Annotated in this window: 11 protein-coding genes and 1 pseudogene; 6 read left to right on the top strand and 6 right to left on the bottom strand. The window is 71.4% G+C overall.

What is annotated here, in order from left to right; genetic code table 11:
• Positions 1-43: 43 nt before the first annotated feature.
• Together ACQPZA_RS05660 and ACQPZA_RS05655 are read right to left on the bottom strand one after the other, a co-directional pair.
• Positions 44-2494, bottom strand: a complete 2451-nt coding sequence (locus tag ACQPZA_RS05660; RefSeq protein WP_433278992.1) for a hypothetical protein — start codon at positions 2492-2494, stop codon at positions 44-46.
• Positions 2491-3984, bottom strand: a complete 1494-nt coding sequence (locus tag ACQPZA_RS05655; protein ID WP_433278990.1) for an SWIM zinc finger family protein — start codon at positions 3982-3984, stop codon at positions 2491-2493. Before ACQPZA_RS05655 ends, ACQPZA_RS05660 begins: the two co-directional genes overlap by 4 nt.
• 219 nt (positions 3985-4203) lie before the next feature.
• On the opposite strand from ACQPZA_RS05655, the gene ACQPZA_RS05650 reads away from it, so the two are divergent.
• Complete coding sequence (locus tag ACQPZA_RS05650; protein WP_433278988.1) at positions 4204-4380, top strand: hypothetical protein; 177 nt, start codon at positions 4204-4206, stop codon at positions 4378-4380.
• Between the two features lie 64 nt (positions 4381-4444).
• Here the strand turns inward: ACQPZA_RS05650 and ACQPZA_RS05645 are convergent, their stop codons facing one another.
• Together ACQPZA_RS05645 and ACQPZA_RS05640 are read right to left on the bottom strand one after the other, a co-directional pair.
• Complete coding sequence (locus tag ACQPZA_RS05645) at positions 4445-4915, bottom strand: NUDIX hydrolase (RefSeq protein WP_433278986.1); 471 nt, start codon at positions 4913-4915, stop codon at positions 4445-4447.
• A 105-nt stretch (positions 4916-5020) separates the two neighbouring features.
• A pseudogene (locus ACQPZA_RS05640) lies at positions 5021-5283 on the bottom strand (thiamine pyrophosphate-dependent enzyme); the annotation flags it as partial.
• Between the two features lie 270 nt (positions 5284-5553).
• Here ACQPZA_RS05640 and ACQPZA_RS05635 point away from each other — a divergent pair.
• Entirely contained in the window at positions 5554-5736 is a 183-nt protein-coding gene (locus tag ACQPZA_RS05635) for a YegP family protein (RefSeq protein ID WP_433278984.1), read from the top strand.
• 94 nt (positions 5737-5830) lie between these two features.
• Here the strand turns inward: ACQPZA_RS05635 and ACQPZA_RS05630 are convergent, their stop codons facing one another.
• Together ACQPZA_RS05630 and ACQPZA_RS05625 are read right to left on the bottom strand one after the other, a co-directional pair.
• Entirely contained in the window at positions 5831-6148 is a 318-nt protein-coding gene (locus ACQPZA_RS05630) for a hypothetical protein (protein ID WP_433278982.1), read from the bottom strand.
• 267 nt (positions 6149-6415) lie between these two features.
• Complete coding sequence (locus ACQPZA_RS05625) at positions 6416-6982, bottom strand: CHRD domain-containing protein (protein ID WP_433278980.1); 567 nt, start codon at positions 6980-6982, stop codon at positions 6416-6418.
• A 946-nt stretch (positions 6983-7928) separates the two neighbouring features.
• Between ACQPZA_RS05625 and ACQPZA_RS05620 the strand changes: the two genes are divergently transcribed.
• The 4 genes from ACQPZA_RS05620 (at position 7929) to ACQPZA_RS05605 (ending at position 12361) form a co-directional block, all read left to right on the top strand.
• Entirely contained in the window at positions 7929-9383 is a 1455-nt protein-coding gene (locus tag ACQPZA_RS05620) for an alpha/beta hydrolase (protein WP_433278978.1), read from the top strand.
• A gap of 32 nt (positions 9384-9415) precedes the next feature.
• On the top strand, positions 9416-10510 hold the full coding sequence (locus ACQPZA_RS05615) for a sensor histidine kinase (RefSeq protein ID WP_433278976.1): 1095 nt from the start codon (positions 9416-9418) through the stop codon (positions 10508-10510).
• Positions 10507-11160, top strand: coding sequence for a response regulator (locus tag ACQPZA_RS05610; protein WP_433278974.1), 654 nt, complete (start codon positions 10507-10509; stop codon positions 11158-11160). The genes ACQPZA_RS05615 and ACQPZA_RS05610 overlap by 4 nt, the downstream gene beginning before the upstream one ends.
• A 286-nt stretch (positions 11161-11446) precedes the next feature.
• A complete protein-coding gene (locus ACQPZA_RS05605) occupies positions 11447-12361 on the top strand; it encodes a GNAT family N-acetyltransferase (protein WP_433278972.1) in 915 nt (304 codons plus the stop codon).
• Positions 12362-12450 lie beyond the last annotated feature (89 nt).

Below are 12450 nucleotides of genomic sequence, written 5' to 3'. Positions count from 1 at the left end.
ACCCAAGGTGGCTCACAGCAGCACTACGGCTCCGAGTTGCGGCTTACACGGCGACGGCCCGCGACAACCTGCGGGCCTCGACGACCAAGCGGCTCCGGTCCCGTCGGCCGGCCACCTCGGCCAAGCCGGGTACGGCCCGGCGCGTCGTGCCGGCGGCGGCGGTGGCCGCGGCCAGTGCGAGCAGGTCGGGGACACCTGCGGGACGCGGCAGCGGCATCCCGAGCAGGGCCGGGAGCGCGGCTGCGGTGATGTCCCACACCGCGGCGTCGACCCCCGAGGCTTCGGTGAGAGCGTCGACGGCGCGTCGCAGCACGATCACCCGCCGGGATGCCAGGTCGCCGAGCACCCTGCCCGTCAGGTCACCGTCGAAATCGTCGTTGCCGGCCAGGGTCACGAGGGCGTCGACGGCGTAGAGCCGGTCGGCGCTCCTGCTGGCGGCAAGGCCGTAGACGAGACAGACGGCCATGTCGGCCCCGAACGGGCCTCCGCACCGGGCCAGCGTCGGGAGCACCCTGCAGAGATCGCCATTGCGGTCGGGCTCGATCGAGGGCAGCACGTGCGGCCGGAGGTAGGTCGCCACGACCTCCCGGTGTGAGGGCAGGACACCCGGCCACAACAGCGCCAGCCTGCCCCCCGACCTGGGGCCCGCGTCGTCCAAGCTCTGAGTGGACCCGGCGCGGGCAAGCAGATCCGCGAGGCCCGGCTCCTCCGGAAGGGCGGTACACGCGTCTGGTGTCGTGTCGAGCCAGTGGTGCAGGCGCCGACCCGCGGGTGAGGTGAGCCTGGCGGCGCGGGCCGTGAACGCTGGATCGAGGTCACGGGGAAGCCGGAGCAGTGCCTGGGTCAGGTCGGCATCGCCGGGTTGCCGGCCGTCGCGCTCGGCGGCCGCCAGCAGCCGGAGCATCCGATCCGGATCGACGTGCCCGTCGGTGGTGGCCGGGGTGGCCAGCAGCTCCGGCGGGGCGGTGCCTGCCCGGAACTGGTCGGCCAGTTCGACCAGCCTGCGGGTGAGCACGGCACTCAGGGCAGGTTCTTTCGGGACGTAGTCGTACGACGGCAGCGGCGACGGGGGTTCGTCCACGCCCGCCGCCGCACGCACCAGGCCGTACCAGCGCCCGGTCCATGGCGAGATGTACGGCGCCAGCGCCGCGGCGAGGCCGTGCCGATCGGCCCGGAACCCGCGCACCAACCCGTCCAGCACCCGCTCCAGGAGCGGTACCTCGACGGTGCCCCGCAGCACCCGTCTCAGCTCGCCGACGAGCTCCCCGACCGAGGCGGTGGGCTGCAGCGGCAGCGCGACACAGGGCGACGCCGGGTTCAGCGCCACGACGGCGCACGCTGCGGGCGGGGCCTCCCCCAACAACGCATGGGCCTGACGGGCCAGGTCGCCGGTGAGCTCGGCCGCCGCGGCGCGCAGCGCGTCCCGCCCGGCGGTGCCGGCGGCCGGCAGATGCCGCGCCACGACCGTCAACGCCTGCTCGGCCAGGTCGACGGCAGCGTTACCCAACCCGCCTGCCAGTGCCGGCACCAGGACGGGCAGGTGAGCGGGGTCGCGCCGGGCCGCCGCGTCCAGCCAGCGCAGCTGGGTGCGGACGAGCTTCTTGTCCGGGCGCAGCAGAACCACCTCGCCGGCCTCGGCCAGCACCGACACCGGGAGCCGGCCCGCGTCGTCCAATGACCGGAGGGCCAGCTGGGCCGCCTCCGCAACGGCGGTCTGCTCGCTGGCCAGCAGACCGAGGTACTCCTGGCGGTGGGCGGCCACCTCGTCGGGGGTGGGCCCGAGGTCGGCGTGCAGGGACAGCACGTCCCGCATCGGGGCGCGGCGGTCGCCGGCCCGCATCCGGTACAGGCAGCCGGTGAGCAGCGCCTCCCGACTGACCCGGCCCTGGCGGCACAGCTCCCGCAGGCGCGCCATGCCGCCCCAGTACGTCGTGTCGGCGACGGCGCCGTCGACCTCGAACAGGTGCGGCAGCATCACCGGCAACCACGTGTCCGACGAGGACACGTACGGCTCGCTCCGCGCGCACAGCACGTGGCGCGCCCAGCCCCGCACCATGGCATCGGTCACCACCGGACCGGCTCCGGCGGCGCCCAGCAACGCGTAGGCCAGCGGCCAGTGCAGATCGACGCTGCCCGGCCGCACGCGCTCGGCCAGTTGGCGCGCCACGGAGGCGATCGCCGGCCGCCCCGGGGCAGCGAGCACCCGTGCGACGTGAACAGCCACCGACGGGTCGGCGCTGCGGAGCAGCTCCCTGCGGCGCAACCACACCACCACCCCGGCAACCGTCGGTAGACACGCGGCGCCGGCAACCAGCAGGGCAGGCACGTGGGGATGCGGCCGGACCTGCCCAGGGTCCACCTCGTCGCGGTAGGCGCGGACCGTGTCGGCCAGAGCGCGGCGGGCCGGCTCGTCGAGCTCGAGCAGCACGTCCGCGACCGCACCGGGGCCGGCGGTCGAGAGCAGGGCACGCAGCCCGTCGCCGTCGAGGCTCATCGGGTCTCCTCCAGGATGGACGGGGCCGACACGGACGGAGAGGAGCAGGGCAGAGCCGGTAGCGGCGACACTGCAAAGGACGGTTCCCTGATCGACACAGCTAGTGCGTGCTTGCACGGGCCCCGGCCACCTTGGTGGTCGGCCCACCACCGGCAGGTGCAGCCCAGCCGCCCGTCCGACGTCCGGTGCACAAGGTAGCGCCGCTCCCCCGATAGGACCTCGACGTCCTCGCCCACTCGGCGGGTGGCGTCGGCACCGGCAAGTGCCCGGGCGCCGGAAAGGCGCGGATGAAGCGCGGCGAGGCGTTCGGGCGCGTACGGCAGCTCCCGGTGGAAGTAGGCGGCCTCCGCGCAGTCGTAGCCGACCCGCCCCGATCCGGCCAGCACGGCGAGCGCGCTGCGGACGCGGTCGGGGGAGATCCCTCCGCGCGCCGCCAGCGCCTCGATGTCGAGCACCGACGCCCCCGCCGACAGCCCGGCGATCAGGCCGGCGTCGATGAGCGATCGATCCGCCCCGCGTGCTCCCCCGGCATCGGGGGTTTCACCGGTGCCGGCCGGGGCGAACACCAGGTCGTCGAGCAGCCGACCTTCGCCCGAGAAACCCCGGTCGGTGGCCGGGGACAGCATCAGCCAGAATCGCATGCTGCCCAGGTCCAGCTCCCAGCCGCTGCACGCCGCCGGGCCGCCCGCGGCCACCTGCGGGCCGTAGAGCCGCAGGGATCGAGCAAACCTGAGCAGCGGACGGAGCGGGGCGAGCCGGTGAGCCGCGGGCAGGCACACGGCTCCGGGCACCGCTGCGGTGGAGGCGCGCAGCGATCGGCCGGCCGGCAGCACCCAGCGCACAGCCGGCCCCGCCTGCAGGCGCTGGAAGAATGCGCGTGCCTCGGCGGCGCCCAACTGCGCGCGCGGCTCGAACTCCGCGGCCACCGCCGGTACCTCGGCCAGCCCGCGCAGCCACCTCTCCGGCAGCGGCACCCGCTTCTCCACGAGCGCACCGTCCAGCGTCGTGACGGTCAGGTCGTCGGGGCCTACCGACAGGCGCAGCGGATCACCGGCACCGACCCTGGTCAGCGCCGTGTACAGCGCCGGATTGATGTCGACGTTGGTGGTGCCCTCGTCGAACCACTCCCCGTCCAGCCCGGGCGCGAGCACGTCCAGCCGCGCGTACACCCCGCAGCAGCCCGACAGGGACTCGAAGCGCAGCCGCTCGCCGTCCCCGGTGACCACCGGATCGCGGTAGGCGCTTCCCATCCCGCCCCTTCCTCTCCCGTCCGACATGCGGCCGGTCCGGCGGAAGTCGGTTCGTGCGAGATCCGCCAGCGCAACGAGCCCGGCTGCGGCCGCCGCGGGGGCGGTGGCGAACCCGGTGAAGAACCGCGGATGTGCCGACGGCCCCCGTGCCGTGCGGCCCCCGGCCGTCTGCAACACCAGCTTCCGGTCCACCAGCGCGGAGGCGGCCCGATAGCCGCTGGTGTGCGTCTCGCTACTCATGGTCGTGGAAGGTAGGGCGACCCACCGACACTTCCGGGTGAACGCGTCCACGGGGCTCGATCTCGTACAGCACACGACGGGCACGAAACGGAACCGCTGTGAAACTTGCTGAGGCGCTCGCGCTGCGCGCCGACTCGCGGCGTCGGATCGACGAGCTACGCGCCCGCATCATCGACAGCGCGATCTACCAGGAGGGCACCGAGGCCGCCGAGAACCCCTGTGCAGCTCGCCGAGGCGGACCAGCTGTTCGACCAGCTGGAGTCGCTGATCCGCCGGATCAACCGCACCAACTCCGTCACGGACCTCGGCGTGGACGGCAGCGCATGCCCGGAACCGCGCACAGGTGAGCAGTGCACCGTGTACGACGCACTACCGCGTGTCGACCCCATTCGGTGAGGGTGGGCAAGGGGAAACAAGCGCTCCCGCGCACGTCATCGATCTCGGGACTGTGCCGACCGGGTCATCCCAGGTACGGCTGAACGTCGGCCCGCAACCCGTCGTCGATCCGCACCCGCATGCGCGGATGGACGTCGAGCCCATCGAGCGCCTGCGGCTCGACCCAGCGAACCTGCGTCGACTCGGCGCTGGTCGTCAGATCACCCCCGACCTGCCGCGCCCGGAAGCAGATGGAGAACTCCTGCCGCACCTCACCGTCCTCATACGCGATGACGTGCCCGGGATGTGAGTAGATGCCGACAAGACCGACGATCTCGACCTCGACACCCGTCTCCTCCAGCGTCTCCCGCACAGCCGCGGACGGCGTGGACTCCCCCACCTCCTGCCCGCCACCCGGCAGCGCCCACTGGCCGTTGTCGGCGCGCTCGATCATCAGCACCCGTCCGGCATCGTCCTGGACGAAGGCGGTCACACCGACGACGAGGCTGTTGGGCTTCGGCGCTGACGGGTCGTCGAGGTAGTCGATCTTCGGCACCCGACCTTGCTACCACCCCGGCGCCCCGGCGGTAACCCGAACGGCACCCTCCCGCCCGCGAGTCGCCCACTTCCCGCCCGCGAGTCGCCCATACCTGCTGGGGGCTCACCGGTTCTCCAGCACAGCGTCGATGAGGTGCGGACCGGGCTCGGACAGGGCGGCGGCGAACTGGTCGGCGAGCTGCTGCGCGGTGGTGGCCCGGGTGGCGGGCACCCCCATCCCGGTGGCGAGCGCGACGAAGTCCAGATCAGGTGAGGACAGGTCCAGGAGCCGGGCCGCCGAGCCGGTGGCGGTGGCACCGACGCGCTCGAGCTGGGATCCAGGACGGCGTAGGAGCGGTTGTTGAGCGCAACCGTGGTGACGTCGAGCAAACTGGACGGACGACTTCGCCGCCCGGTACCCGTCGTCGCGCGTCGACGCGAGTGCGCTGTTCAACATCAGGCCACGAGACCTCGGACGCGCGCCGGATCCGCGCCATTCGACCCACCCGGCTGCGCGGTGAACAGAAAACCTGGACGAGACGCTCGTCCACTGGTGTCGGGCAGAAGCCCCCAATGAGGCGACAATCGAACCGTCACGACCGCGCTAACGTCATGGCCATCCATATTCTCCACCCCACGGGCAGGGAAAGGATCACCATGGCAGGCAAGTTCGAGGTCTACCAAGATCGATCCGGGAAGTACCGCTTCCGTCTCAAGGCCAGCAACGGCCAGGTCGTGGCGACCGGAGAGGCCTACGAGACGAAGGCGGCGGCGTTGAAAGGCTGCCAATCGGTCGTCAAGGCCGCCACCGGGGCACCCGTCGTCGAAGCCGGGGCCTGACAACCAATACCACTGGGTGGGCGCCTCCCCGGAGGCGCCCACGGCCGACGGCCATCCCCGTCCGGGACAGCCGATACGCCAGAACGCACGTCCATCACGTGGTCGGCGCAGATCCGGCCTGTTCCGCCTCATCCAATGCGCCGGTCGCCCAGCGCCGTCGGATCAGATCCACAACGTCGGCCAGCGAGTCGACAACCCGGTCATGCCCGGTGAAGCCGTCTGCGTGATCCGGGTCGAACGACACCCCCCATTGGGACGAAGGGCGCCCGTCCAGCACCGCAAAACTGGTGCCTCGCCGAATTGTGATCGACAGTGCGCCGGACGAGAATGCGAAGCTGTCGATTATCTGCACTTCGTCACCGAACGCCGCTCGGACGGCTCTCGTGGCGGCGTCGAGTTCGTCCGCTCCCATTTCGCCTCCGCCTGAAGTCACCGTGCCAGAACCTCTACGCCGGGCCGCAGAGCGAGTTCGAGCCTAGCGCCGTCGACCCGGCCATCGTGGTGCTGTCGTTGAAACACGGACACGGTGTCGCAGGTGCGGATCTGGGTGGTCGGGGCGGCGCCGCGGGTGGTCACAACGCCGGCGGGGCTGCCGATCGGGGTCCGGACGATGGTCCGGTCCTCCGACGCAGCCCCGCCGGCGGTGGTGTGGCGCAGCCCGGTCGACCGGCCGTTACACCTAGAGCTGGCCGCGGATGGCGCCGCCGGGGAACTCGGCGGTGTGCAGGTTCACGTAGAACTCGCCGGGGTGGGTCTCGATCTGCCGCAGGAGCGCCTGGTTGGTCACCTTCACCGTGCCGCTCACCGTGTTGCGCCCGGCGGCCACCTTCTTCATGAAGAACGGAACCACGACGGGGCCGTCCTTGCCGATCGGGCCCTGGTGGATGTGACCCTCGGTCGGCGCGCTGATGCCCTTCCACGAGAAGAAGTACGTGACCTCGTCACCCTGGATGCTCACCCGGGCGGTTCCGCTGCCGTTCCGGTCGCCGGCCTTCTTCGGGCCACTCGCGACCCGCACCTCGTTCGTGCCCTTCATGACGGTCGAGAAGTGCCACGCCTTGACGGCGTCGCTCTGCGCTGTGCTGGTCAGCGCGGTCGGCACGACCGCCGCGGTGCTGACCGTCGGAGTGGCGGCCGCCGGTTGCGCGGCCGCGGACGTTCCGGTGAACCCTGCGAGGGCCAGTCCGGCGACCGCCGCGGTGGCGGCCGTCCCGACCAGGACGCGTCGGGTCAGGCTGCGAATCATGTGGATCCTCCTGTTGGTGAACCGATGCCCAGCGCACGAGCTCACATGCCCGAACACGCGCCCGAGGTATCGCCGCGTTCAGCAGGAACAGGAGACGAGAATCATGCTGTACGAGTCGACCGGCCGTGTATTGTCTCCCATTCCGCACGGGGAATCGGACGAATGGCCGGTAGCCCATGAAAGGGTCTACGACACCCTCGGCGGCGCAACCCGGGCCGATCATCGAGAATTGCCGCAAGCAATAGTCGCAATAGTGAGAACCCTGGTACAAACGATCGGAAGGCAGACGCCGCGTCGATCTCCGCGGCGAGCCGGCGCATCGACGCCGCCTCCACGGGCCCTCCGCGGCGACGGCGATGCCGACGGCCACGATCCGCTCGGCCGTGAGCGCCCCGGTCCGCCGCGCGCCGGACGTGCTGCGGTGGCGGATGGCCGCGGCGATCAGCAGGGAGGGCCGCTCGCTCTCCTCGACCGGCGCCGCGGCCGAACTGTACTAGTACGAGTCGGTGCGGAACGACCGGCCAGCGTGGTTTCCACGTCGTGGATGAGCCTGGTCAACTAGTGCACTGCAAAAGTGAACTGCCAAGATCGCGAATTGGCCGACAGCGCTCATACGGTGTACGCATGACAACGACAACCGGCGGCTGCGAAACCGCGGCACGGCGGCCCCTTCCCGGCAGTGCCCGATGCGCAGGAGCAGAGGTCGCATGAGCCAGTTGGCGGACACGGCGTCCATCACTGCGCAAGTGCGGTCGTGGCACCGACCACTGATGATCATGGTGGCTGCGATGGCCGTGCTCGTCGTCGTCGCGAGCGTCGGTCTACTCGTGGACGGTCGCGAGCTCATGCAGCAGTCGATCTGGTCGCGGCGCACGGGCCGGACGACTCGGAATGTCTGCCGAAAGGCAGACGACCCGCAGGCGTCGGACGCGCCAGCCTGGGGCGCGTGCGGAGATCATGGATGATGACGTCGGCGCTGAGCGCACTGCTCCTCTCGGCAACCGCCTGCGCCGGCGCGAGCAGCGCACCACCGAGCACCGAGACCGAGGTCGCGGGGCAGTCGGTGCAGTGGGTGGACTGTTTCGAGGGCCTGAGCTGCGGTTCGGTGAGCGTGCCGGCTGACTGGCGGGAACCTGACGCTTCGGAACGGGTCACGATCGGGCTCGGTCGATTCCCCGCACGGGACCCCGCCACCAGGATCGGGACGTTGCTCATGAACCCGGGCGGGCCGAACCCCGTGCTGTTCGCGCTGCCGCGGCTCGCGTCATTGGCCGCGGACCTGACGCAGTGGTTCGACGTCGTCGTGTTCGACCCGCGTGGCATGGGTGAGAGCAGCGGTGTCTCGTGCCCCACACCGGCGCCGGCGCCGCTGCTCGCCGTGCCACCGGATCGTGCCGCGTTCATGGCCTACGCGGCCGGCAACGAGCGGTTCGCCCGCGACTGCGCGGCGGCCCTCGGCCCGCTGCGGGACACGCTCGATGCCTGGCAGGTGGCCCACGACATGGATGCACTGCGCACCGTGCTCGGCGAAGACGAGCTCACCTACGTCGGCAACTCCTACGGCACCGTGTACGGCCAGGCCTACCTCGAGCTCTTCGGCGGCAACGTCGGACGGATGTACCTCGACAGCGTCGCCGACCACACCACATCCGACCTGTACGCGCAGGTCGCGCCCAAGGCCGAGGTGCTGGAGGCGAACCTGCACGAGTTCGCGCGTTGGTGCGCGGGCGAGACGCGTTGCGCGCTGCACGGCCAGGATCCGCTGGAGGTGTGGGACCGCGTCCTCGCGGCTGCCGCCCGGCACCCCATTGCCGCGCCGGAGTCGGGTACGAGCGTCGACGCGGCAGCGCTCGTCGGGTCCGCGACGCTGTCGATCCGACGGCAACGGGCATGGCCCGATCTCGCCGCCGGTCTCGCCGCAGCCGGCAGGGGCGACGCCGGTGCGTTCGTCCCGTCCCCGCCACCGCGCAACCCCGACGTTCCCGGCGGCGAACTGATGGGCCTCGCCACGTGCTCCGATCTCACCGGGCCCATCGACCACGACCAGCTCGTCCGGCTCGAGGCGGATCTGCGGGCGATCGCCCCACGCGTCGGGTGGTCGGAGCCCTGGACCTTCGTCGCCCGCTGCGCCGGCCTTCCCGCAGCGACCTACCCGCCGCACGCGATCGTGTCCTCCGAGGCGCCATCGGTGCTCGTCGTCAACGGCAACAGCGACTCCGCCACCCCTCCGGAGTACGGGCGCCGGCTCGTCGGCCAGCTCCCCGGCGCGCGCTACCTTGCGGCAGACGGTGGACACGCCGTCTACCTCTCCGGCGACCCGTGCGTCCGGGGACACGTGAACCACTATCTGGCCACGGGTGAGCTGCCACCGCCCGACGCGACCTGCGCGGCGGTGTCATGACGGCGCAACAGCGACTCCGGTAGGAACGAGCGATGGGCGTCTTCCGCACGATGTCCGCGGCGACCCGCGACGTCGTGCTCGCGGCGAGTGCCGCAGCCGCCGTGTTGGTGGCCGCGCTCCTGGAAGGGGCACCGGCGGCCGCAGCGCTCCCGTTGAGCGTCGTGGTCGCGGCACCGCTCCTGGTCCGGCGGCGGTTCCCGGTGACCGCCGCGCTCGGCTCGGCGGTCGTCGCCCTCGCCGGTGCCGGCATCCCGGAGTGGTCGGGACGGCTCGTCGCGCTCGCGGCGTTCTGCTCGGCCGCCTACCACGCGCCACACCCGGTCCTCCTGCTGAACCTCTCGATCGGCTGGACCGCGGCTCTCCTCCTCGTGGCCAACCGCGTCAGCGGCGCCGGCACCGTCGCCGAGGCGGTCGTCATGGGCATCGCGCCGGTGGCCGCGGGCTACGCGCTGAGGTTGAGTCGCGAGCACGCCCGGCAGTCGGCCCGCCTGCACGAGGTGGAGGCCGCTCGCCAGATCGCCGAGGAGAACGGCCGCGTGGCCCGCGACGTGCACGACGCCGTCGGTCACCACCTCACTGCGATCCGCATGCAGGCGGGCGCGGCCCGCCATGTGCTGCGCGGCGACGACGTGCCACCCGTTGCCGGCACCGCTCTCGCGACGATCGACGGTCTCGCGGCTGCCGCGCTCACCGACGTCCGTTGCCTGCTCCACGACCTGCGTGCCGCGCCGACGCTTGCCGGGCGGGCCGGTGTCCGGGCGCTGGCCCAGCGACTCACCACCGCCGAGTGCCCGATCGTCGTCACCGACGACGACCCCGACGTCCGGCTCCCCGCTGCGGTCGCGCGGGCCGGGTACCGGGTTCTGCAGGAGGCCGTGACGAACGCGGTCCGGCATGCCGGGGCGACGCGGATCGACATCCGGATCGGGCGGGGCCTGCGCGAGATCACCATCACCGTCACCGACGACGGGAAAGCCGGCCCTCCCGAGTGCGTCACCGCCGGGCACGGCCTGCGCGGGATGCGCGAGCGTATCGACGCACTCGGCGGATCGCTGCGGATCGAGGCGCATGAGCCGCACGGCTGGACGGTCGTGGCGGTCCTGCCCGTCGCGGAGGCCGGCGCATGACGGTGCGGGTGCTGATCGTAGACGACCAGGAGGCGGTCCGGGCGGCGCTGCGCCTCGTGTTCGACGCCGAGCCGGACATGGAGGTCGTCAGCGAGGCCGGTGACGGCGGCGAGGCCGTGCACGCGGCGCAGGTCCACCGGCCGGACATCGTCGTGATCGACATCCGCATGCCGCGGATGGACGGCATCGCCGCTATCCGCAGGCTCACCGACCCGACGGCCCCACACCGGCCGACCGTCGTCGCGATGACGACATTCGACCTGGACGAGTACCTCTTCGGCGCCTTGCAGGCGGGCGCGGTCGGCTTCGTCCTGAAGGACACGCATCCGCAGTTGCTGGTCGACGCGATCCGCGCCGCCGCCGGCGGTCACGGGATCATCGACCCGAAGGTCACACCGCGGCTCGTGCAGCGCTTCGCCGCGCTGAGCCCGACCGCCGCCGGACCCGACCTCGACCAGCTCACCGCCCGCGAACGCGAGGTACTCCTACACATCGCAGCCGGGTCGAGCAACGCGGAGATCGCCGCCGCGCTGTGGATCGAGGAGGGCACGGTCAAGACCCACGTGGCCAGGATCCTCGCCAAGCTGGGACTCCGCACCCGCGTGCACGCGGCGATCTACGCCTACGAGCACGGCCTCGTGGAACGCTGACGTCCGAGGCGTAGTACGCGAGCACCCCAGGGCGTCGTCCCCACGTGATGTTCACTGCCCCTGCGCCGAGCCCTCCGCCGGCTCCGGACGCCCCGTTCTTCCCGGCTCGACGGTGAGACCGGAGGGAGGTCGGGTGCGCAGCACGAACAGGACGAGCGTGTCGGGGTTCGGGCGGACCCCGGTCGCTGTTCATTGTGGTCGACACTCGCCCGCGTCACCTCTAGCCTGATGGGCGTACCGCACCGGTGGCGGCTTCCTCCCACACGTCGTGAACAGGAGAGCCGTGATGTCCATCGGAGAGGTACGGCCGTTTCGCCGCACCGATCGCGACCAGCTGACCGCCCTGGTGAACGCGCACGTCCAAGCGGTCATCCCGGGAATGTCTGTCTCGGTCAATGCCGTCCTGAGCCAGCTGGAGCGCGAGCCCGGAGAGTTCATCGTCGACCCATGGGTCAGCGAACGCGCCACCCTCGTCGTCGAGCAGCGAGGACGCGTATCTGCTGCCGCTCACATGGTCCGCTACGGCAGCGGATCCGATGTGGGTCCAGCACTACGCGGGACGGGCGAGATCCAGTGGTTGATCTACTGGCCCGATGCGCCGTTCTGGCCGGACTCCTCGGCTGCCGGCGCGGCTGCTGCCCAGGCTGCTGTGGCGGTCCTGCGACGATGGCAGGTAACCAAGATCGCCGTTGGCGGGTCGCTGCCGGCGCCGGGTGTCTACGGCCTGCCCGAGCAGTGGCCGCATGTCCGCGAGGTCCTCGAACGTGTCGGCTTCGTGCGAGGGGACCGGACCGAGGTCGTCCTGCTGGCCGACGTCGAGTCCCTCCCGAGCTCGCCGGAACACCACGACGGTCTCAACCTGGTGCGCACGCTGGGTGTGTCCGGTACGCGATTCACCGCCTGCAGGGACAGAATTGAGGTCGGATACATCGAGATCGACACCGGAATCTGCGGCGCCGGCCGCGTGTCGAGTCATGAGGGGTGGGCCGATGTCGGCAACCTCCATGTAGATGAAGCGCACCGACGCCGCGGTGTCGGTACCTGGCTGGTCGCTCAAGCCGCTGATTGGCTCCGCTTGGCCCGGGTTGATCGGCTGCTCGACTACGCGACAACGCAGGAAATGGCCAGGCTGGCGTTCCTCGAACGGTCGGGGTTCAGCCGTCTTACCGAGACAACCCGAGAGTGGCGGCTCGACATCTGATCTGGGTCAAGCACTCCCCACTGCGTCAGCATGCAATCCGGCTCGGCGTCGCACACACAACCGGTCCCGACCGACACCCCAACGGGCTG

This window comes from Pseudonocardia xinjiangensis, assembly GCF_050948425.1.
Classification (GTDB): domain Bacteria; phylum Actinomycetota; class Actinomycetes; order Mycobacteriales; family Pseudonocardiaceae; genus Pseudonocardia; species Pseudonocardia xinjiangensis.
This window is presented reverse-complemented; position numbering and strand designations above follow the sequence as displayed.